Raw genomic sequence first — 23723 nt, 5'->3', positions numbered from 1 at the left:
CAAATTAATATCGATTTATTACATATGGACAAAACTAAAATATTGATAGCAGGTATTGGCGGAGTTGGAGGTTATTTCGGAGGACTCTTAGCGCAGAAATACTATAATAATGACCAAATAGAGGTTTATTTTTTGGCTCGGGGAAAACATTTGAAAAAAATACAAGAAAAGGGCCTTAGAGTAATTATTGGTGCAAAGGATTTTATTGCCAGACCAAAAATTGCAAGTGACGATCCTAACGCCTTTGGCACAATGGACCATATCATTGTTTGTACCAAAAGTTATGGACTTGAGGAAACCATTGAAATGCTAAAACCGTGTATTGACGATAAAACAGTTATACTACCTCTGCTAAACGGGGTAGATAGCAGGGAAAGAATTACAGCGATGCTTCCCTACAACCTGGTTTTGGAAGGTTGTGTATACATAATATCGCGTTTAACACAGGCCGGAACGGTAGAAAATTTAGGGAACATTCAAAAGTTGTTCTTTGGTCTAGATAATTTTGAAAATGAAAAATTGACCGAGCTACAGGAAATTTTTCTTTCCGCAGGTATTGAAGCTACCCTTTCCACCAACATTTCGTCCATTATCTGGGAAAAGTACATTTTTATATCATCGGTCGCCACCGCGACCTCCTATTATGATACTACCATTGGGGCCATACTCGCCGACAGAAAAAAAATGAAAATACTAAGTGACCTTATCACTGAGGTATCTGAAGTGGCGAAGGCAAAAAAAATGGCCGTTTCTGAAGATATAGCTCCCAAAACCTTAAACAAAATAAAGTCCCTACCCTACGAGATGACTTCCTCTATGCACTCTGACTTTCAAAATAAAAACCATCGTACGGAGCTAAGGTCTCTTACCAATTACGTAGTAAAGGAGGGTTGCAAATTAGGGATAAAGATCCCCACCTACCACAAGTTGTACATCGAATTGGAAGCTGTAGTAACCAATTTTTGAGAAGTTGCAAAGATTTTTCCCAGCATAGCGTAACCACACCAAAGTGGTCTTACGAGGGTTTTAGGTTGATTCGAAAAAAATAACATTCAACCATTTTGTTGAATGTTATAAAATTGTATATCTTAGCCCAAAAACAAAATGAGCAATTTAACGGAAGTGGAAAGGAAGAACATTGAAGCTATTGGAAAATTACTGCAGGGTTTTACAACCGGTAATACAGATCAGGTAGATACGTTGGTACACGATGATTTTATGAATCATAACGCTCCGGAAGGCGTAAAGGACAAAGCAGGGTTCAAGGAAATCATCAAAATGGTTTACGGAACATTTTCGCAATTTGAAACACTGGACCTCAGCCCTGAAATACTGTTTGCAAAGGATAACTGGGTTGCAATGATGGGTACCGGAACGGGAAAGCGCAATGGAAAAATATACAAACACGCTGATATTCATATTTTCAAAATGAAAAACGGACAAATGTTAGAACATTGGAATTCCTTTAACTTACCCTGTCAGCGTGAGGTTCTGATGAATTTCATGGAAACTTCAAATCAATAGAAACATGTCAATTATGGAAGCAGTAAAAGTCCAATATACCGTTAAACCCGGTTACGTAGAGGAAAACAAAAGGAACATCAACAAAGTAATGGACGCGTTAATGGCAAACCCAATTCCCGGAATGCTCTATTCTTCCTATACCGATACAGATGATCCAAATACCTTTGTACACATCAATATGGCAAAGGATGGGGAAACCATGGCAAGGCTAAATGACGTAAAAGAATTTGGTGAGTTCCGATCGGCACTTAAAGCCAGCGGTCCCGTATCACCTCCGAAACAGACAAAGCTAAATCTGGTTGGCTCGGGATTTAAACTGTAAGATACTATGGAGTTAGAAAAAGTCTTTCCTGCCTTGGCCGATAAAAACAGGAGAAAAATCATTGAGCTCCTATACGAAAAGGATGCTACCCTGCTAGAACTTACGGACAGCTTTTCGGTTTCTTTCCAAGCGTTGAGCAAGCATATAAAAATTTTGGAAGATGCGAAAATTGTAAGAAAGGAAAAAAAAGGAAAGTACCGGATAATATCCTTGAACACCCATGCTCTTAAGTCCTCCTTTGAATGGATTTCCCATTATTCCAACTTCTGGAACGAATCATTTGACAAATTGGATCAGATAATCCGCAATCAAAAACACAATGACCACGACTAGTGTTTATGTACAAAGGGAGTTTGAATGTACCCCTAAAGAGCTATTTCGTTGGATTTCCGACCCAAACTCACTTGCCCAATGGTTTGGTCCAAAACAGTTGAAAGTAGGCGCTGTAGAAATGGATGTGCGCGTAGGAGGCACTTATAGTATTGAATTGTTAAGGCCAGATAACACTGGTTTTTACATTAAAGGGCATTACACGGAAATAGAACAAGATCACAAACTAACTTTTACTTTTGAATACTACGGAATTGACAATAAGCCCCCTAATAGCCTTGTTAAAATATACATAGAAGAAATTACCACTAGCGCTTCCCGATTGTCTTTGGAGCAAAAATTTGTAACGATGTCCACTGACATGGAAAACCGGTCGGCCGCATGGCGGTATATGATGGAACAGTTACACCTCTTAATAAAATAGGTAAGTCGTTAGACTTACCTATTTTATCTATTCAATTCTCTGCTAACAGCTTGCTATTTCGGTAAATATCCCCACTAACTTCCGTTAATATAGATGTACCCGGATTTTTGTCTGCCGTTTCCGGCGTTATTCACATACTGCAAGACATAAAAATAGGTTCCCGTTGGTAGTTTTTTGTTGCCGTTGATAGTGGCCCGTCCATCGGAGAATCCCCTAAAGAAATTACCGGCCTGGGTATAACCGTTGGTTTCATATACCAGTACTCCCCAACGGTTAAAGATTCTCAGTGTATTGTTTGGAAACTGTTCTATTCCGCGAATTACGAGTACATCGTTTAGTCCGTCGTCATTAGGTGTAACTAAACTCAAAACTTCCAATCCATCTTCTGCATTCAAGTTACCTCCGTTAACTTCAAGAAAGTCTGGAATATCGTTATCGTTGTTGTCGGCAACCTCATCCCCATTAGGGAAGTTATCACCGTCGCAGTTTCCGTTATTCCATTCTTCTGTAGGAGTGGTATCTCGGTTTAAATACATCAGGGAACAACCGTCTTGAGGATCCGTACCATCCACAACCTCTTGGCGATTAGTAACACCATCACCATCGCAATCTTCGGCTTCCCAAGCACTGGAATTTGCCAAGGTGGCGCTTTGCACCTCGTAATCGCAAGAATCTTGGGGATCAGTGCCATCCACGACCTCATCTTCATTTGTTACGCCATCACCATCGCAATCCAAAGCCTGCCAATTTGTGGTTACGATTGAAATATCTTGACTCGCAGTGTCATAATCACATCCGTTAAAGGGATCACTACCATCTATGGCCTCATCGCCATTGGTAGCACCATCACCATCACAGTCGGCAGCTGCCCAAATATCATAGGCGGTTTGCGCAGGAGTACCCGGCATCATGGGATTAGCTGGGACAGTGGCCATGGTAACATCGCATGGATCAAAGGGATCGCTAGCGTTTATATTCTCGGTGCCGTTATCCTCGCCATCACCATCGCAATCTGCGGCTGCCCAAATAGCATAATTTACGCCTCCGAAAGCTGGTATTGCTGCCATGGTTACACTACACGGGTCGTGCGGATCTGTACCGTTGGTATTTTCAGTGCCGTTGTCCTCACCGTCGCCATCGCAATCGGCAACGGCCCATACATCGTAAGCTGTTTGTGCAGCGGTGCCCGGCATCATCGGATCGGTAGGTACCGAAGCCGTGGTAACATCGCAGGGATCAAAAGGGTCCGTACCGTTGATATTTTCCGTACCGTTGTCCTCGCCATCACCATCACAATCTGAAGCTGCCCAAACATCGTACGCGTTTTGCGCAGCGGTGCCCGGCATCATAGGATCTATAGGTACCGAGGCCGTGGTAACATCACAGGGATCAAAAGGATCCGTACCATTGGTATTTTCGGTGCCATTGTCCTCGCCGTCGCCATCACAATCGGAGGCGGCCCAAACGTCGTACGCGTTTTGTGCAGGGGTGCCCGGCATCATGGGATCGGTAGGTATCGAAGCCGTGGTAACATCGCAGGGATCGAAGGGATCCGTACCATTGGTATTTTCAGTGCCGTTATCCTCGCCGTCGCCATCGCAATCGGAGGCGGCCCAAACATCGTAAGCGTTTTGTGAAGCAGTTCCTGGCATCATGGGATCGGTAGGTACCGAAGCCGTGGTAACGTCGCAGGGATCAAAAGGGTCCGTACCATTAGTATTTTCAGTGCCGTTATCCTCGCCGTCGCCATCGCAATCGGAGGCCGCCCAAACGTCGTACGCGTTTTGTGCAGCGGTGCCCGGCATCATCGGATCTACAGGTACCGAGGCCGTGGTAACATCGCAAGGATCGAAGGGATCTGTGCCATTGGTATTTTCAGTACCGTTATCCTCGCCGTCGCCATCGCAATCGGAGGCCGCCCAAACGTCGTATGCGTTTTGCGTAGCAGTGCCCGGCATCATTGGATTTACAGGTACCGAGGCCGTAGTAACATCACAGGGATCGAAGGGATCCGTGCCGTTGGTATTTTCAGTGCCGTTGTCCTCTCCATCGCCATCGCAATCGGAGGCTGCCCAAACGTCGTATGCGTTTTGTGCAGGGGTGCCCGGCATCATAGGATCTACAGGTACCGAGGCTGTGGTAACATCGCAAGGATCGAAGGGATCCGTGCCATTGGTATTTTCAGTGCCGTTGTCCTCTCCATCGCCATCGCAATCGGAGGCTGCCCAAACGTCGTATGCGTTTTGCGCAGGGGTACCTGGCATCATCGGATCTATGGGTACCGAGGCCGTGGTAACATCACAAGGATCAAAAGGATCCGTGCCGTTGGTATTTTCAGTACCGTTATCCTCGCCATCGCCATCGCAATCGGAGGCCGCCCAAACGTCGTACGCGTTTTGCGCAGGGGTGCCCGGCATCATGGGATCTACAGGTACCATGGCTATGGTAACATCACAGGCATCATTAGGATCCGTACCATTGGTATTTTCTGTGCCATTGTCCTCGCCGTCGCCATCGCAATCGGAGGCAGCCCAAACGTCGTATGCGTTTTGTGCAGGGGTGCCCGGCATCATAGGATCTACAGGTACCGATGCCGTGGTAACATCGCAAGGGTCAAAAGGGTCCGTACCATTGGTATTTTCTGTACCGTTGTCCTCGCCGTCGCCATCACAATCGGAGGCTGCCCAAACGTTGTATGCGTTTTGCGCAGCAGTGCCCGGCATCATGGGATCGGTAGGTACCGAAGCCGTGGTAACATCACAGGGATCAAAAGGGTCCGTACCATTGGTATTTTCAGTACCGTTGTCCTCGCCGTCTCCATCGCAATCGGAGGCTGCCCAAACATCGTACGCGTTTTGCGCAGCGGTGCCCGGCATCATGGGGTCTACAGGTACCGAGGCCGTGGTAACATCACAAGGGTCGAAGGGATCCGTACCATTGGTATTTTCAGTGCCGTTGTCCTCGCCATCGCCATCACAATCTGAAGCTGTCCAAATATCATATGCAGTTTGCGCGGGGGTACCCGGCATCATGGGATCTACAGGTACCGAAGCCGTGGTAACATCGCAGGGGTCAAAAGGGTCTGTACCGTTGGTATTTTCCGTACCGTTGTCCTCGCCATCACCATCACAATCTGAAGCTGCCCAAACGTCGTACGCGTTTTGTGCAGCTGTGCCCGGCATCATCGGATCTACAGGTACCGAGGCCGTGGTAACATCGCAGGGGTCGAAGGGGTCCGTACCGTTGGTATTTTCAGTGCCGTTGTCCTCGCCGTCACCATCACAATCCGAGGCGGCCCAAACATCGTACGCGTTTTGCGCTGCGGTGCCCGGCATCATGGGATCTACAGGTACCGAAGTCGTGGTTACATCGCAGGGGTCAAAAGGGTCTGTACCGTTGGTATTTTCCGTACCGTTGTCCTCGCCATCACCGTCACAATCAGCCGCTTGCCAAATACCATTTGAAGTGTCCTCATCGCCTATAGTACCATCGTCAATACATGGATCGTTCGGATCGGGGTCTAGTGAATCCGGCGTTCCATCCCCATCAGTATCTGGGTCGAAACAAACAGTCGCATTCGCAATTAAAAACCCAAAAGCAAAGGGTGCTGAAATAGCCACTATTTCAACTGTATTTGCACCTACTTGCCAGTTATTGCTTAATGTTACATTTTCAAGTGGATTAAATCTTGTACTCAAAGGGCCACAACCGGCTACTGCTCCAACTTGAACGACCCCATTTACTCTAATTTCAGAAATACAGTTATCCGAAGCTATACCAAAAGAAAGTGCAAAGTCATTAGGGTTTGCCAATGGTGGCAGTGTAAATGTATTTGTAAATCTAACCGCAACGTTATCCCCTGTTGGTCCATTGGATGCTGAGGTCTCATTAATTACACCATCGCCATCGGCATCAGAATGTATAATTGAAATTCCACTTCCAAAATCGATACTTATCCAATTTGATCCAGCCGGAGCAGCTACCCACGCGCCAAGATTTCCTACAGATCCTGGTGTTTGAACCCCTCCTAATGGAGGTGCATAAGCACTTGAAGGGCCCGTAATCCATTGACCAGTCCAATTAGGGTCTGGGCCCGGAAACGTACTATTCGTACCTGTATTGAAGGTTGTTGAAAAATCTTGAGGTGTACATTGAGCAACAGATACCCAGCTATACATGCCGAATGCCAAGGAAAGTACTATAACGGCTTTCTTTGGTTTTTTAATTAGATTGCCAATGTCCAATATTTGATGTACAGTTTTTATCATTTTAAAGTAGGTTTGATTGTATTATTTTATACTAACTTTTTTACTAGAATCTTTTTTTGAAGCTGCTAACTAATTTTACAAGGCCTCTAAGAATCAAGGATTGATTACTTAAATGGGAGAATAATGTTTCAATGTGTATTTAGATTTTTAAAAAAACATGGTAGAACGAGGCATTCTGAGAAATTTTGGTATCATCAGGCCGTCTTATTATTGCCGAATTCATAAGAAATCTGATTCGCCTTCCTGCTAAGTACTCTTTTTCTGCAAGTTCACAGGTATAGCCTTAGCGTTCTTTTTAAAAGTTAAAGGTATAAATAGCTCCGGACCTTTATGTTATAAATTCTTCCGTTTCATCACTCTATTTACCCAATCAATCAAAATAATCGGTACTCTTGGTTAATTGAGCAAAATAGTGTCAAAAAACTTATAATTATTGCCAATAATTATGGAAAAATCAAAGTGGGAAAATAATCTCTTATTAATTGCGATCAAGCATAAGAAACTTAATTACGTGGTCGTCATAACCCATCGATTTCGGCTATTTTGGATTTTACATATTCGGAAGGAAAAATGTCCAATGCCTGCAAATAGCAGTTTTTTGCAGTTTTAAAATTGCCTTGCTCAAAGTGGATGTCTCCCAAATAGCGTTTGGGAAACGGTATTTTAGGGTAGTTTTCACTATAATATTCAAAGATAATTTTGGCTAGTGAGTACTCTTTTTTTTCCATAGCCGTTGTTCCCAAATCCAACAATATCCTTTGGGGAACTCGTATATCGGCATCATACTCCGCACCTACCCTTGCGTAATACTTTACTATATCATCCAACGGCAAATCTCTATAATTGGATAATTTGAAGGCTCCAAAAACGGTTTTTAGTCCAGCCCAGTATCCTACCCAAGGTACAGTGGAATGCGATTCGTCCAAAAATTCGGTATAGGTAAATTGAGGAGAATCGGCCAAATGACTCTCAAAAAGTTCCTTCAACTGTACAACTCCTTCTCGTTCCTTCCCCACTTCATTTCCCAATCCTAGAAACAGTCGCTTTTTTTGTGTAACGAAATCATCAAAAAAACGAACTGGAAAAGTCTTAAAAATGGCCAAATTATCCCATCTAACCGTAGGTGTAATGGCAATGTGGGCGTTGAAAAGTAAAGGTTCGTTAACCATAGCGAATACAGAAAACAGGCCTCCGGCAGAATGCCCCATAAGCACTTTGTATTTTGATATTGCGTACTTAGCGCTTAATTCTGGCAACAGCTCTTCTTTGATAAATCGCAAAAAACTTAATGCGCCCCCACTTGTTGGAGATTCATCGGTCTTTGATGCGGTTAGGTCCTTAAGTCGGTCTTTGTGAGGAATACCTACCAGAATAACTTTAGGGAATCCACCTTGATAAAGCATTTGAAGGGCATCGGAAACCATATTGAAATGAAACTGGGCATCCGTCAGAAATACCACAGGATACTTGGCCTGCGGGTCGTATGACAGGGGTAATTGCACATAAACTTCACGGTCTTCGTTTAAAATATTGGACGACAATGTAAATTGTTCCACTTGCGCACTGGCCGTTGGACAAGCAATTAATAAACATCCAACGAAAATTAACGTAGTTAGTTCTTTCATAACTGTTATTCCAAAAAATGATTAGTTTCTAAAGAGACGCTAAAAAAAGAGTGTTGTGGCAAAACTAGTTTTGTCCAAATCACCAAGCATGGTTCTGTGGTATTTCGTAAACGAAAAAACAATTGACCTACATACTCCTATAGGTTTTTCAAAAACCTTCGAATTCTTTCCGTTACCCATTCCTTGGTCTGTTGAGCGAAATCTCGGATTTTGTAAATGTTAACGCACGTCGGATTTTATGTTTATGCCCGTCGGCGTTAGCATCCAAGCTAGTTTATTTCTCTTGTTTTACCCCGCAATTGTAAAGGTGAGGCGGTGAGAGGCCTTACTTCTTCTGGAGAAACAAATTCCATTACCCGGTTTTGTTCTCATTTTTTAAGGGGTAATTATTTGAATTAGCTATCAATACCCTTCTCCCGCCCACCTTTCTCAGTTGCAAGGACTTATTTAATTACTAACAAAACTTTAAACTCTATGAAATTAAAGAATCACTGGGGGCTTTTGGTACTTATGTTACTTACCATGACATCGGTACTGGCCCAGGAAAAAACGATTTCGGGTACGGTCACCGACCAGGACGGTCTACCCTTGCCCGGGGTCAACATCGTTGTTGACGGTACCACAACGGGTACCCAGACGGACTTCGACGGCAACTACTCCGTGGGGGCCGCCACCGGACAGGTACTGGTCTTCTCCTATATCGGCCAACAGGACGTTAGGCGCAACGTGGGGGCGGACGATACCATAAATGTACGGATGCAGGAGGACGCCCAGGCATTGGAGGAGGTCATCGTTACCGCCCTGGGCATCAAAAGGGAGAAACAGGCCCTGGGATATGCCGTGGCCGAGGTAAGTTCCGAGCAATTGGAGAACCGTACCGAGGGCGACCTTGGACGTGTGCTCACAGGAAAGGCATCGGGCGTGAACATTACCGCCCAGAGCGGGCTCTCGGGTTCCGGTACCAATATCGTGATAAGGGGATACAACTCGTTCAGCCAGAGCAATCAACCACTCTTCATAGTCGACGGGGTGCCCTTCAACGGGGATACCAACCCTTCCGGAAGACAGGGGTCTAGAAATGATTTCATCAACGGTAACAACGGGTCGAGCAGGTTCCTGGATCTGGATCCCAACAGCATAGAGAGCGTAAACGTGCTCAAGGGCCTTGCGGCCTCAACACTTTACGGTTCCCTAGGTAGAAACGGGGTGATCCTTATCACCACCAAGGCAGGTGCCGGGGGACAAGGGGCAAAAAAGACCGAGATTACCGTAAACTCTTCCTTCTTCTTCAACGAGATCGCATCTACCCCGGAATATCAGGACCAATACGGGGGTGGCTTTGACCAAGCCTTCGGATGGTTCTTCAGTAACTGGGGGCCCAGTTTTGACCAAGGTGGTATTTCCGGATGGGGCAACAGCAATGCTTTTGACGCCAACGGTACCTTACCACATCCTTATACCTTATCTATAGCTGGGCAGCAGGGTTTTCCTGAATTTGCAGGCCAACGCTATGAATGGAGGCCCTATGACAGTTTTGGACAGTTCTTTAAAACGGGGACCGTGGCCAACACCTCCATCAACGTAAGTGGGGCCTCAGCCGATGGTAAGGTATCCTACAACGCCAACTACGGTTACCTAAAAGATAAGGGGTTTACACCGGGCAACAGCCTTAACCGTAACAACATCAGTGTGGGAGGACGTGCGGAACTAAGCAACAAATTCACCGTATCGGGCACCCTTAACTTTGCAAGGACCAAGTTTATATCCCCTCCCGTGGCACTCAGCCAGGGCAACGGGGCAACAGGATCCGGATCTTCCGTTTTTGGGGACTTGTTCTTTACTCCAAGGAGTGTTGATCTAGTGGGTCTTCCCTTCCAAAGTCCCATAGATGGTAGAAGCGTGTATTATAGAAACGGTAACGACATACAGCATCCATTATGGACGGTGAACAACGCCGGTACCGAACAGGAGACCAACAGGGTCTTTGGTAATATGGCATTACAATATCAGCTCAACGACAACCTTAATGTAGTATACCGAGCGGGCCTCGATGTCTATAGCGAGAACAACCTCAACTTCCAAAACAAGGGGGGGATCAACGGTAACGTGCCGCAGCCCAGATTGGCCAGTGGTATTTATGAAACCTGGAACAACACCAACACCATCTGGGACCATAACCTGGCCATCAACGGGGATTACGACCTTACCGAAAAGATAGGCACCACCTTTAACATAGGGGCCAACGGACGAAGGGAGATCTTCGACCAGAGCGGGGTATCCAGCGATGCCCAACAGGTCTTCGGGGTACTCAGACATTTCAATTTTCTTAACCAAAACGAAATACAGGACTCCTCCGAAAGGAACGTGATAGGCCTTTACGGCCAGTTGGAATTTGATTACGACCGCTACGTATATCTTACACTTGCGGGAAGGAACGATTGGGTATCCAACCTGGCCAAGGACAACAGATCGCTCTTCTATCCAAGTGCCAGTCTCTCTTTTGTGCCCACCAAGGCCATTGAGGGGCTAAAGAGCGAGAACGTGCTCAACTACCTTAAGATAAGGGCCGGTTACGGTACGTCGGCAGGGTTCCCCGATGCAAATTCCGATAATTTCCCCGTGGCCAACAGATTAAGTTTGGACACCCAGGATTTTCAGGATGCCACGGGCACCAATATCGTGACCAATACCAGTCCGCTTACACTGGGCAATCCCGATCTTAAACCGGAACAGGTGTCCGAGATAGAACTGGGCATCGAATCCAGATGGTGGGAAGGCAGGATCACCTTGGACGTGTCCCTCTACCAAAGGACCACCACGGACCTCATCGTATCCCAACCATTGGACCCTTCCTCAGGGTTCTTCCGTACCAACACCAACGTTGGGGAAATAAAGGGCGAGGGTATCGAAGTGGATCTGGGCCTCAACATATTCAGGAACAGGGAAGAGGGCGGTTTCAATTGGAACACCAACATTAACTTTACCGCCAATGAAACCGAGGTAACCGACTTGGGGCAAGAGACGGACCAAATTGTTTATTCCGGTTTTGGTAATCTGGGAAATGCCGCCATACAGGGCGAGCCGTTGGGGGTCATTTTTGGGACCCGGGTACTCAGGGATGACAGTGGACAGCTTGTGGTGAACGCCGTGGGCGATTATGTGCAGGATCCACAGAACGGTATCATAGGTGACCCCAACCCCGATTGGGTGGCCAACCTCAACAACAGTTTCTCCTTTAAGAACTTCACCCTCGGTTTTCAGTTCAATTACACCCAAGGCGGGGACATATGGTCCAGTACCATATCCACCCTGTTGGGAAGGGGCCTTATCGTGGAGACCGTAAACAGGGAGAACACCTTCGTACTCCCAGGGGTACAGCAGAGCGACGGTCGTGTGAACGATGCGCAGATCAACAACTCGGATTACTTCTTCAGTAATGTTCTTAACGGGCCATCGGAGCTACAGGTCTATGATGCCACGGTGATCCGTTTGCAGGAAGTGAGCCTTGGATACAACGTGCCCAAAAGGTATTTGAAGGATACCCCTTTCGGTTCCCTTTCCTTTACCGCCACTGGCTTCAACCTCTGGTACGATGCCATAAACACACCCAACGGGGCCAACTTTGACCCCAATACCTCCGGTACGGGCGTGGGCAACGGCTTCGGTTTCGAATTCCTAAACGGGCCCAGTTCAAGAAGGTACGGCTTCAGTGTAAAAGCAACATTTTAAGATAAAAAAATAGAAAAATGAAAAGAACAAACAGATATATAGCATTGGCCCTCCTTGTGGGGCTGTTGATAGGGACCTCCTGTGAGACCACCGAACTGGACATCACCAGCGACCCCAATTTCCTGACCCCGGACCAAGCAGGGCCCGATTTCTTCATAACCTCCATGCAGGAAGACTTTGCAAGACAATTGGACGGTGATGTAAGCGGGGATCCCAACGATAACTTTACGGGAGGTGGTTTCCAAATTGGTGATGGCCTCTCCCCTCTGGGCATGGAACTTACAAGGGTAATGCAGATGCGGAGCAGGGATTATGCCAGTACCTATCAGGACACCGATGTGGACGATGAGTGGGACAACGCCTACAGAGGGATATTAAGGGATATTAGAAATATGACACCCTTGGCAGAGGATGCGGGGCTTACCAGACATTTGGGCATTGCCCAGTTCATAGAGGCCTATATCATCAGTACCCTGGTGGACTTTTTTGGGGACATTCCCTATACCGAGGCCGCACAGGCACCGGAGATCCTAAACCCTTCATTGGACAGTGGCGAATCCGTTTACGCGGCGGCCCAGGCACTTTTGGACCAGGCCATAGCAAACTTTACCAATACGGCAACAGCTACGCCTCCAACAGAATTGTTTTATAACAATGACTATACCAAATGGGTAAAGGCGGCCAACACGCTGAAAATGAAGCTCTACCTCCAGACCCGCTTGGTAGATCCCGGAGCAGTAGCGGCCTTCAACGCCATTGTGGCTTCGGGCAATTATATCACCGATACAGCGGACGACCTGGATTGGAACTGGCCCGGAACAAGTGCGGCACAGCCAGATAACAGGCATCCCCGCTACGGTCTTAACTACATATCTAACGGGCCTGCAGATTATACTTCCAATTGGCTTGTGAACCAAATGCAATTGAAAAACGATCCCAGGATACGTTACTATTTCTATCGACAGACCAATGAGGTGCCCGGAGAGGAGCTTCCACCGGACGAGCAGACCATACGGTGCTCCCTGCAGACACCGCCGGCACATTATACCGCGGGCGGTTTTACTTTCTGTGCGCTTCCCAATGGATATTGGGGAAGGGACCATGGGGACGATCAAGGGACACCTCCAGATGGACCGCTAAGAAGCACTTGGGGCGTATACCCGGCCGGGGGACGTTTTGACGATAATACCTTCAGTGCTGTAGGACAGACCAATGTAGCGTCATTAGGCGGTAATGGCGTAGGCATTACCCCGATACTGAACGCTTTTATGGTGGACTTTTGGAGGGCGGAGATGGCCCTTGTAAATGGCGATGCCGGGGCCGCAAGGACCTTCTTGGAGGCCGGAATGGCCAAACAGATCGCCAAGGCCCGCGGTTTTGTATCGCTGGATCCCAATGCCGATACATCTTTTGAACCCTCGGCGGCGGACGTTACGGATTTTATTACGGCCGAAGGGATCGCCTTTGCGGCCGCAAGCGGTGACGACCGGTGGAACATCCTGTCCGAGAACTATTTTGTGGCCCATTATGGCAACGGTGTGGAAATATATAACTTTTATAGGAGGACGGGATTCCCCACCACCTTGCAGCCCAACAGGGAACCGGACCCCGGAACGTTCCCAAGGGTCATGTTCTACCCCAACCAGGCCGTGACCTCCAACTCCAACATCACCCAAAGGACCAGCTTGGCCGAACAGGTGTTCTGGGACAACAACCCCACCGGACCGGCATTCCCGATGGCAAACTAGTGGACAAAAAAACGATATAAAATTAGATCATGAAAAAAATAAGAAAATATATGGCTCTCGCTCTAGCGCTGCTTACCGCAGCGGCATGTAGCGAGGACGACAAATTGATTGACGACGTGCAAAACACCGTGGAAAGGGGACTGGTGCTAAGGACGGTATCCGTAAACAGTGGAACCTTCGATTTCTTCGACAGTTCCCTGGCATGGAGCGTTACCTTGGAGGCCCAGGATGAGGAAAATGGGGCGTTGCTATCAGAGGTAGACCTGTTGATAACGTTCGTAAATGACGGAGATGCCGGTACAGAAACCTTGGTAAAGACCGTACCTGCCTCCGCTTTTTCGGAAGGGCCCTTCGGGTTTCCTAGAAGTGAGGTTACCATTACATTGGACGAAGCCCTGACCGTATTGGGCCTGCAGGCCGGTGATTACGACAGTGCGGACTCTTTTATCATTAGGTTGGTGGCCAAGCTCACGGACGGCAGGGAATTTACCAATAGAGGTAAGGGTACCGTGCTCAACGGTTCCTTCTTTAGCTCGCCCTTTGCCTATTCCGTACAGTTCTTTTGTGCCCTTCCCGATGCATCGCTCTTTCAGGGCAATTACACCGTTACAGCGGATGTATGGGCAGATTATGCCGGGGGGGAGACCGTGCCTGCCGAATTTACCGGAACGGATGGCGAATTTACCTTCCGACTCCCAAATACTGTGCGCCCGTTTGTGATAAATACGGCTACCTCCTATTTACTGGTGACCATAGACCCTTCCGATGGGACCGTTCTGGTAAGCTCCAATGAACCATGGGACTATGGAGGCGGCTTTATAACCACCGTGACCGGCGATGGCACTGTAGGGACCTGTACAGGGGACATCAACCTGAGCCTCGATTTCTCGGGGTCCTCACAAAACCAGGCCTTTACCCTAACAAAAAACTAAAAACCTTGCTATTCTTCTCGTATTAGTATTTTAATTAATTCGTTAAACCTTCTGGAAACTAAGTTTCTAGAAGGTTTTTTCATTAGCATACATCAATATGTCCGCACTTGATTTTCATAACTATCAAAAGATGTAAAAATTAATAATCCGATGTAGATTAACCAAAAACAGCAGGGATTTGCGCTTCTTTGTACTAATTAAACAATGAGCATATGGGTTTTACAAAAATTATACTTCCGGTCTGTTTTATATTGAGTTCTTTAGGTACCTCTAATGATATATCCTATAATAACATCAATATCCCCAAGGTATCTAGGGTAAGTCCAGAATTGAGTCTACCCGAAGAAAAGTCGTTTGATTTTTGGGTAGGTAAATGGCACGCCAGTTGGGATGAAGGAGACGGGAAAATTGGAAAGGCCACAAACAAAATTACTAAGATTTTGGACAGCAAGGTAATTAAGGAAGATTTCCGGATCACGGAAGGTCAGGGAAAGGGCTTTAAAGGTATAAGTATTTCGATATATCAGCCCAAACTTAAACGATGGAAACAGGCATGGGCAGATAATCAGGGTGGATACTATGACCTGATAGGGGAATTTGACGATGACAAACGAATTTTCAAAACACAGGTTGTTGAGAAAGATGGTAAAAAGATTGTTTCGCGTATGGTTTTTATGGATATCAAGAAAAACTCTTTTACCTGGGATTGGGAATCCTCTTATGACGGTGGTAAAACATGGAAATTGTTATGGAGAATAAAATATGAACGGGCTCTATAGACCTTCAAGACCCGAAAGCAAACTCCTTAATTGGTTAATTAGGAAGCCAAATTCCTGTTCCTATACTCGGAAGGGGTAATGCCCACATATTTTTTAAAGGCGTTGTAAAAGGAAATCCTGTTATTGAATCCAGATTTATAGGCAATATCGGTAATGTTCAAATCGTTCTCCGACTCATCAATCAATAATCTTTCCGCCTCTTCAATGCGGTACTTGTTTATAAATTCGTAAAAACTCATTTGAAAACATTCATTGATTATCTGTGAAGTATGATGTCTAGAAATGTTTAGTTGTTCGGCCAAATCGGTTAGCTTAAGCTCACTATCCAAATACAGCAAATTTACTTCCATAAGATGCAAAAGTTTAGCCCTTAGTTCTGCCAGAACCTTTTTGGATAACCCTGATTTTTCATATTTTATAATAGGGAAAACCCGTTTTAATGGTTTTCCATTGAATATTTCCGAATGGTTAAACCCAAAGTAGGTGGTTAAGCCCACAAAAAACATCATGGCAAATGTTAGAAAATAATCTTCATGGGCCTCTAAAGTATCAAGCTTTAAAAGAATTATAAAAATTAACCAAAAAACACCAAATCCGGCAAAGGCCATGGAGATAAGTTTAAGCCACAAACTCATTTCAAAATCCTTGGTGTAGTACTTTTTATATTCCCTGTAGGCCATATATGAATAAATTAATATACTGGCCGTAAGCCCCCAGTGAAATAAGGTTTTTGGAATCCAAGTTACTGAATCCACCCCGCCGTTATATACGATTTCCAGTTTTCTCTCTAGCGAGGAAAAGTAAAATACGCTGAAATTCATCAGAACGATTAAGAAGGGAATAAAGTGAAGAAAATCTTTAGGTCTTAATCCTTTTCCTGTGGTTAGGGTTTTAACGTATAAAAAAAACAGTGGTCCATACAAAGAAACCGGCATAAGGTATAAATAGGCCAGTTTTACATTAAGCTTGTCCACACCATTGGACCAATACATTACGCTATAGAAAATGCAGAACGAAAAAAGTACTAGAAATGTGCCCCATAACGCATTTGCTTGCCTAAGCTTACTTTTTTTTGCAAAAAGCAGCAGTGCATAGACCAATGCCTGAAAGGCAAAAAAAAGCAATATTATTTCCCAAAAATTCATTTGTCTCCTAGAATATGTAACAAATTTAACAAATTAAGAAACAGTACTTTGTCAATGCCAATCAGGGTTTACACATTTACACTTACTTTTAACACTATTTCCATACCATTGGTATAATTACTCCTATAGGTACATTCCGGTTGCTCTTTTCTCCATGAGCCAAGGTTTTTCATTTCCCAGAAAATACGTTAAAATGTACATTAGCGATCATTGGGCGGCATACAAACAGTATCTTAAAATATTCATAAATAAGAAAACCCGATTATTCCATAAGCACTTCATATTGTAGCTTTGCGGTAATTACGTATATTACGCCTAAATTTGAATAAAAATTGCTATGGAATTGATTGCAAAAGCACTGGAATTTGAGAAAAGAACATTAAGTCACATGTCTACAAGTGATAGGGTGGAGGCTTCCAGAGAAGCAAAACAATTGATTTTATCGATCAACGAAATCTATAAACAGACCAAAGATTCCACATTAATGGACCTGATGAAAAGGTTGACCGAAAAGAAAAGAAAAATTGAAAAGAGGCTTAACGGGAGGCCCGAAGTTTCTTAAACCTTTCCTAAACGGTAAAATTCATTTTTTTCAGGGCGAAACGAGTATTCTTCGCAGCCCGTCCCAACAACAATAATCGACGAAATACCATTATTCTCCATTTGGTATGCCCAAAATGTATTTCAGCAAGATTTTCCTTCCCTTGGGCTAAAAACTGAATATTCCACTAAACCAGGTACGAACTTTGTCATCTTAGAGTAAATCATAAAATTATACTTATGAAAACAATTTTACTTATTAAGGAGATTTATTTTGAAGGGTTTAAAAACTTGGGAAACGTTATTGTAAGGAAGTATTTTAAGTTCTTTACATGGTTTAGCTTTATTATGTTTTTGGTAGTGTTATATGCCTTCATATTTAGAGTATCTACTGGCTTTGCCTTTGATTAATGAACCGTATTCCCTTAAACAATTAAATGATGAGGAGAAAATTTGATTTTATAGACTTTTTTGTAGCACTAGGCTGTGTCTTTGTGTCATATATTATTTTCCTGATAGCAACGGCAGTGGAGATTATTTAGACCCTAACGGGAATTTTGCACCAAGGAAGGTTTTGTGGCTTTCCTTGGATTCAATTTCCAAAAAATTCATGGATCTTACGCGGTTGCAATTTTCAGGGAATGTTATTGCGAACACAAGCCGTTTTATTTGTAACATAATCAAATGTCTTTATATTAAAAACGTTGCGGTATTTACTTATCTTTAATCTAACATGAAAAGAAAATACCTGTATCTTTTAATAGGTTCCATAATTCTACCTACCCTACTAATTCTTCTGTGTAACTTGGTTATTGAAATAGCTGCTCGGGGAAGGACTTATTCTGAAATTTCTGAAATTAAAAAAAATAAGGTTGGCCTTGTCCTTGGAACCTCCAAAAAACTGACGGACGGAAGCCCTAACCCCTATTATACGTTTCGAATACATGCCACTGTTCAGCTATATGAGGCCGGAAAAATAAAATTTGTTTTGGTCAGTGGTGATAATGGTAGTATTTACTACAATGAACCTACCGCTTTTAAAAATGATCTGGTAGCTCTGGGCATTCCTGAAGAAAGTATTTTTTTGGATTATGCAGGGTTTCGTACCCTGGATTCCATGGTTAGGGCCAAGGAAGTTTTTGGCCTCTCCGAGGTTACCGTAATATCACAAGAGTTCCATAACGAACGTGCCATTTACATTGCTCAAAAAAAAGGTCTATATGCCGTTGGATTCAATGCCAGGGACATTAAAGGGAGTCAGGGTTTTAAAGTACAGTTTAGGGAATATTTTGCCCGGGTAAAAGTATTTTTGGATCTCCTCTTGAATACACAACCAAAATTTTACGGCGAAAAAATCGAAATAAAATAAATGCCGTGCTTATAGTGCAAAAAAAACATATTTTAGTCTTTTGAACTAAGATTTCCGTACATGTCCAAAATAAAAACGTTGTTGAAAAATTTAGGGCCAGGGCTTTTGTTTGCCAGCATGGCCATTGGTACATCGCACTTAGTACTGTCTACCAAAGCAGGGGCCCAATACGGATGGATTATGGTGATTCCCATAATATTGGCAAACATATTAAAGTATCCTTTTTTTGAATTTGGGATCCGATATACCAATGTTACCGACAAAAGTCTTATAGAAGGGTATTTAAACCGGGGAAAAGGGTATTTATGGCTTTATGCCCTAATTACGCTAATAACAACCTTTACCATATTGGCTGCGCTCTATGTAGTTACGTCCGGGCTTTTTATTAACCTTTTTGACCTTGCAAATGTTCCTGTAAGCACAGTTGCCCTTGGTCTATTTGCTTTTATCAGTACGTTGTTGATCATTGGGCGCTATAAATTTTTGGAAACTTCCTTAAAATTTGTAATCTCCATATTGTTTGTTGCTTTAATCGTAACCACGGCTTTAGTAATATTTAATGGAAAGATAGCTTCCGTAGAAAATTTTCAACCTCCGGGAATATTTAACGAGGTCGGTATCTTGTTTCTCATTGGTCTTGTTGGATGGATGCCCACCGCCGTTGAGGCTTCTAGTTGGGTAAGTCTATGGAGTATTGAAAAATTAAAGCTTACCAAGCGTAAATTAAGTCTCCAAGAGGCACTACAAGAATTTAATTCTGGTTATCTAATGACCGCCCTATTTGCCGTGTTCTTTTTAATTATAGGCTGGATGACATTATACGGCACCAACACGGAAATTAGCGGAAACGCTACGGTTTTTGCAGACCAGTTGGTGAGCTTGTTCACTACCAATATTGGTCCTTGGGCCTATATTTTTATAGCTGTTTCAGCTTTTGCAACTATGTTCAGCACATGTATGACCGCTCATGACGCCGTTGCCCGTGTAAGTGTAGATATCGTTGAGCTCCTCTTTTTAAAGGATAAGAAATTCCATAGAAAAAGATATTTTACCGTAGGTGTAATTGCCTTGGCCATTGTAAATTTCATTGTAGTATGGGCTTTTGGGGCCAATATGGGACAACTGGTGGCTTTGGCAACCTTTGTTTCTTTTGTCTTAGCCCCCGTAGTTGGTTATATGAATCTTAAAAACGTTATGAGTGATGACCTACCAAAAGCATTTCGTCCTAAAAAAGGATTGCAGGTCTTAACCTATGCCGGAATTGTATTTTTATCGCTTTTCGCTATCTATTACTGTTGGATGGTTCTTTTTTAGAATTCTCCAAGCTTCCGGATGTTGTGATTTAGCTTTTAAGCCATTTATAAGGCATTATCCATTATTTCTTTGACCACTTCTGGATTCAGCAGCGTACTTATATCACCAAGATTTTCGGTATCCTTACCAGCAATCTTTCTCAGAATTCGGCGCATTATTTTACCACTTCTGGTCTTTGGAACACCACTAACAAACTGAATCTTATCCAATTTAGCGATAGGGCCTATCTGCTCTGTTATTTGCTGATTTATCTCTTTTCTTAAGTTGTCTCGATCTCTACTTTCCCCTGTTTCTTTTAAGATTACAAATCCGTAAAGTGCATTGCCCTTTACATCGTGGGGGAAGCCTACGATAGCCGATTCTGCCACGGCAGGATGTTCATTAATGGAATCCTCGATGGGTGCTGTACCGAGATTATGACCAGAAACTATAATTACGTCATCTACCCTACCGGTAATTCTATAATATCCTACGGCATCTCTAAGGGCTCCATCACCTGTAAAGTAATTGTTTTGGTAGGCGGTAAAATATGTATCGCGATACCGATCGTGATCTCCCCAAATGGTCCGGGCCATAGAAGGCCATGGAAATTTGATGCAGAGTCGTCCTTCTACCTGATTGCCCTTTATTTCCTTGCCTTGCTCATCCATTAGCGCTGGCTGTATACCTATAAAAGGTAAAGTGGCGTAAGTGGGCGTTGTGGGTGTTACGTAGGGTATTGGAGAAATCATGATCCCTCCTGTTTCCGTTTGCCACCATGTATCTACAATGGGGCTTTGTTTTTGCCCAATATTGTTATTGTACCAGTGCCATGCCTCTTCATTAATGGGCTCCCCTACTGTACCAAGCACCCGTAAGGACGATAGGTCATATTTTTCAACATAGCTCAAATTTTCTTTGGCCAATGCCCGTATCGCCGTCGGTGCAGTATAGAACTGGTTTATCTTGTGCTTTTCCACCACTTCCCAAAACCTTCCATAGTCGGGATACGACGGTACTCCTTCGAACATCACAGTAGTGGCCCCATTGATCAAAGGACCATAAACAATGTAGGAATGTCCGGTAATCCATCCGATATCGGCAGTACACCAATAAACGTCCTCTTCCTTGTATTGGAATACGTTTTTAAAAGTATACGCCGTGTATACCATGTATCCGGCGCAGGTATGTACCATCCCTTTGGGTTTCCCTGTAGATCCGGATGTATAAAGAATGAACAAAGGATCCTCGGCGTCCATAATTTCGGCGTTGCAGTCTGCATAAGCCTTATCCAATAGGGGCTGTAACCATTTATCCCTTCCTTTCTTTATGTCAATACTTTCTCCTGTTCGCTTAACCACGAGTACGTGCTCCACACCTGGGCAATCTTCTAGGGCGGCATCTACAATTCCTTTTAGGTTGATGGTCTTATTTCCCCTGTAGGAGCCATCGGACGTAACTACAAGCTTGCAGTCACTATCATTGATACGTGTAGCTAAGGCAATGGCAGAAAAACCTGCAAAAACAACAGAATGAATAGCACCTATGCGGGCACACGCCAAAACGGCAACCGCAAGTTCCGGGATCATAGGTAAATAAATGCATACCCTATCTCCTTTTTGTACACCATGGTCTTTAAATACATTCGCCATTCTAGACACACGTTCGTGCAACTGTTTATACGTAATATGTTCGGTTTGCTCTTCAGGGTCGTTAGGTTCAAAAAGTATCGCCGTTTTATCTCCCCTAGTTGGTAAATGCCTATCCAAACAGTTTTCCGTAATATTCAGTTTTGCATTTTTAAACCACTTTATCTCTGGTTTGGTAAAATCCCAATCCAGAACGTTGTCCCATTTTTTGCGCCATACGAAGTGTTCCTCGGCAATTTCTTCCCAGAAACTTTCTGGTTCGCGAACAGATTTTCTATAAACCTGAAAATATTCTTCTAAATGTTTTATGTGATAATTACTCATGCGAAAATTACTTTAATGCGATTGTGCTGTTCCTGCTCCACTAGGAACCCTAATATTTTCCACTATTTCCTGAACTTCTTTGGGCGGTTCTTTTGTAAATTTCGAGATTGTTATCGAAACTATAAAATTTAGTAGCATAGCTACTGTACCAAAGCCTTCTGCAGAAATACCGAACCACCAATCTTTTTGGGTTCCACCTCCAAACATATCAAATTTAAATTTTAACATATAGAATAACATGGCCACCATGCCTACCACCATGCCGGCGATGGCTCCTTCCTTGTTCATCCGTTTATAAAAAATACCCATAATTATTGCCGGAAAAAAGGATGCGGCGGCCAATCCAAATGCCAGGGCTACGGTTGCCGCTACAAAATCCGGTGGGTTTATTCCAAAATATCCGGCGATACAAACCGCAACAACGGCTGATAAACGGGCAGCTATAAGCTCACCTTTGTCCGAAATATTTGGTTTTAGCTGTTTTTTAATTAAATCGTGCGATATGGAAGTGGAAATTACCAAAAGTAGTCCTGCCGCCGTGGACAGGGCCGCTGCTAAACCGCCGGCAGCCACAAGAGCAATTACCCAATTGGGTAAATTGGCAATTTCAGGGTTTGCCAATACCATAATATCGGCATCTACATCGAGCTCGTTGGTTGCCTCATCGGCTACGTATTGGATAAGACCATCGTTATTCTTATCATTAAATTTTATTAAACCCGTAGTCTCCCATTTGGAAAACCAACCGGGCATATCTTCATACTTTTTGTCACTGACCGTTTCTATTAAATTGGTCCTGGCAAAAACCGCAATTGCCGGAGCCGTGGTATAAAGTATGGCAATAAACAATAGGGCATACCCTGCAGATTTCCTGGCGTCCTTAACTCTGGGAACGGTAAAAAAGCGTACAATAACATGTGGCAGACCAGCAGTACCTACCATAAGGGCCATGGTAATGAAGAAGATATCGATCATCTTCTTGGAACCGTCTGTATACTTGGCAAAACCAAGTTCGGTAGAAAGTCCATCAAGTTTATCCAAAAGTGAGATAGCCTCCCCGGTAACATTACTTCCCATCCCCAATTGTGGAACAGGATTTCCTGTCATTTGAATTGAAATGAAAATTGCCGGTACCATAAAAGCAAAAATCAGCACACAATACTGTGCAACCTGTGTATAGGTTATACCTTTCATACCTCCCAAAACGGCATAAAACAGAACAATTAACATCCCGATGATAACGCCTGTATTGATGGGGACTTCCAAAAACCTAGAAAATACCAATCCTACGCCACGCATCTGCCCTGCTACATAGGTAAAGGAAACCAACAGCGCACAGATTACCGCTACCGTACGTGCCACGTTAGAATAATACCGGTCACCAATGAAGTCGGGAACGGTAAACTTGCCAAACTTTCTTAGATAGGGTGCCAAAAGCAGGGCAAGAAGCACGTAGCCACCTGTCCAACCCATAAGATACACAGAACCGTCATAGCCGCTAAAAGAAATAAGGCCTGCCATGCCTAAAAAAGAAGCGGCCGACATCCAATCCGCTGCTGTGGCCAATCCATTTGCCAAGGGGGGCACCCCACCACCTGCTATATAAAATTCCTTGGTAGAACCCGCTCTAGACCAAATAGCTATTCCAATATAAAGCGCAAAAGTTATGCCCACTATAGCATAGGTCCATTCTTGTACATCCATAATTTTAGTGCATTTTGG

18 protein-coding genes are annotated in these 23723 nt (G+C 44.2%); 13 read left to right on the top strand and 5 right to left on the bottom strand.

Features of this window, described 5'->3' with window-relative positions; genetic code table 11:
* The first annotated feature begins 24 nt into the window (after nt 1–24).
* The 5 genes from ACEQ81_RS06990 to ACEQ81_RS06970 all read left to right on the top strand — a co-directional run bounded on the left by ACEQ81_RS06990 (nt 25) and on the right by ACEQ81_RS06970 (nt 2600).
* A complete protein-coding gene (locus ACEQ81_RS06990; protein WP_411030135.1) occupies nt 25–966 on the top strand; it encodes a ketopantoate reductase family protein in 942 nt (313 codons plus the stop codon).
* A 138-nt stretch (nt 967–1104) separates the two neighbouring features.
* Nucleotides 1105–1524: an ester cyclase gene (locus ACEQ81_RS06985; protein ID WP_411030134.1), complete on the top strand. Its 420-nt coding sequence runs from the start codon at nt 1105–1107 to the stop codon at nt 1522–1524.
* Nucleotides 1525–1537: 13 nt separating this feature from the next.
* Nucleotides 1538–1846 carry a hypothetical protein gene (locus tag ACEQ81_RS06980; protein ID WP_411030133.1) on the top strand — a complete coding sequence of 103 codons (309 nt, stop codon included), beginning with the start codon at nt 1538–1540 and terminating at the stop codon, nt 1844–1846.
* A gap of 6 nt (nt 1847–1852) precedes the next feature.
* Nucleotides 1853–2179, top strand: coding sequence for an ArsR/SmtB family transcription factor (locus ACEQ81_RS06975; protein WP_411030132.1), 327 nt, complete (start codon nt 1853–1855; stop codon nt 2177–2179).
* Complete coding sequence (locus ACEQ81_RS06970) at nt 2166–2600, top strand: SRPBCC family protein (protein WP_411030131.1); 435 nt, start codon at nt 2166–2168, stop codon at nt 2598–2600. The genes ACEQ81_RS06975 and ACEQ81_RS06970 overlap by 14 nt, the downstream gene beginning before the upstream one ends.
* A 74-nt stretch (nt 2601–2674) precedes the next feature.
* Here the strand turns inward: ACEQ81_RS06970 and ACEQ81_RS06965 are convergent, their stop codons facing one another.
* A complete protein-coding gene (locus tag ACEQ81_RS06965) occupies nt 2675–6868 on the bottom strand; it encodes a gliding motility-associated C-terminal domain-containing protein (protein ID WP_411030130.1) in 4194 nt (1397 codons plus the stop codon).
* Nucleotides 6869–7386: 518 nt separating this feature from the next.
* A complete protein-coding gene (locus ACEQ81_RS06960) occupies nt 7387–8493 on the bottom strand; it encodes an alpha/beta hydrolase-fold protein (protein ID WP_411030129.1) in 1107 nt (368 codons plus the stop codon).
* A 474-nt stretch (nt 8494–8967) separates the two neighbouring features.
* Here ACEQ81_RS06960 and ACEQ81_RS06955 point away from each other — a divergent pair, with 474 nt between their 5' ends.
* The 4 genes from ACEQ81_RS06955 to ACEQ81_RS06940 all read left to right on the top strand — a co-directional run bounded on the left by ACEQ81_RS06955 (nt 8968) and on the right by ACEQ81_RS06940 (nt 15681).
* Nucleotides 8968–12222, top strand: coding sequence for a SusC/RagA family TonB-linked outer membrane protein (locus ACEQ81_RS06955; protein ID WP_411030128.1), 3255 nt, complete (start codon nt 8968–8970; stop codon nt 12220–12222).
* Between the two features lie 17 nt (nt 12223–12239).
* The gene (locus ACEQ81_RS06950; protein WP_411030127.1) at nt 12240–13970 is read left to right on the top strand and encodes a SusD/RagB family nutrient-binding outer membrane lipoprotein; all 1731 of its coding nucleotides are present in this window, start codon (nt 12240–12242) and stop codon (nt 13968–13970) included.
* Nucleotides 13971–13999: 29 nt separating this feature from the next.
* Entirely contained in the window at nt 14000–14902 is a 903-nt protein-coding gene (locus tag ACEQ81_RS06945; protein ID WP_411030126.1) for a hypothetical protein, read from the top strand.
* Nucleotides 14903–15114: 212 nt separating this feature from the next.
* Nucleotides 15115–15681 (top strand): hypothetical protein, encoded by a 567-nt coding sequence (locus tag ACEQ81_RS06940; RefSeq protein WP_411030125.1) that lies wholly within the window; start codon nt 15115–15117, stop codon nt 15679–15681.
* A 38-nt stretch (nt 15682–15719) separates the two neighbouring features.
* On the opposite strand, the gene ACEQ81_RS06935 is transcribed toward ACEQ81_RS06940, so the two are convergent.
* The gene (locus ACEQ81_RS06935) at nt 15720–16826 is read right to left on the bottom strand and encodes a helix-turn-helix domain-containing protein (RefSeq protein ID WP_411030124.1); all 1107 of its coding nucleotides are present in this window, start codon (nt 16824–16826) and stop codon (nt 15720–15722) included.
* 337 nt (nt 16827–17163) lie between these two features.
* Between ACEQ81_RS06935 and ACEQ81_RS06930 the strand changes: the two genes are divergently transcribed.
* From ACEQ81_RS06930 to ACEQ81_RS06915, 4 genes are all read left to right on the top strand, one after another.
* Nucleotides 17164–17388, top strand: a complete 225-nt coding sequence (locus ACEQ81_RS06930; RefSeq protein ID WP_411030123.1) for a hypothetical protein — start codon at nt 17164–17166, stop codon at nt 17386–17388.
* Between the two features lie 218 nt (nt 17389–17606).
* Complete coding sequence (locus ACEQ81_RS06925) at nt 17607–17777, top strand: DUF6747 family protein (protein ID WP_411030122.1); 171 nt, start codon at nt 17607–17609, stop codon at nt 17775–17777.
* 322 nt (nt 17778–18099) lie between these two features.
* Nucleotides 18100–18735, top strand: a complete 636-nt coding sequence (locus tag ACEQ81_RS06920) for a vancomycin high temperature exclusion protein (protein WP_411030121.1) — start codon at nt 18100–18102, stop codon at nt 18733–18735.
* A gap of 60 nt (nt 18736–18795) precedes the next feature.
* On the top strand, nt 18796–20049 hold the full coding sequence (locus ACEQ81_RS06915) for an NRAMP family divalent metal transporter (protein WP_411030120.1): 1254 nt from the start codon (nt 18796–18798) through the stop codon (nt 20047–20049).
* Nucleotides 20050–20093: 44 nt separating this feature from the next.
* Here the strand turns inward: ACEQ81_RS06915 and acs are convergent, their stop codons facing one another.
* Entirely contained in the window at nt 20094–22001 is a 1908-nt protein-coding gene (gene acs, locus ACEQ81_RS06910) for an acetate--CoA ligase (RefSeq protein ID WP_411030119.1), read from the bottom strand.
* 12 nt (nt 22002–22013) lie between these two features.
* A complete protein-coding gene (locus ACEQ81_RS06905; protein WP_411030118.1) occupies nt 22014–23705 on the bottom strand; it encodes a sodium:solute symporter family protein in 1692 nt (563 codons plus the stop codon).
* Nucleotides 23706–23723 lie beyond the last annotated feature (18 nt).

It is taken from the genome of Spongiimicrobium sp. 3-5 (assembly GCF_046557915.1).
Taxonomy (GTDB): Bacteria; Bacteroidota; Bacteroidia; order Flavobacteriales; family Flavobacteriaceae; genus JBHEBG01.
This window is presented reverse-complemented; position numbering and strand designations above follow the sequence as displayed.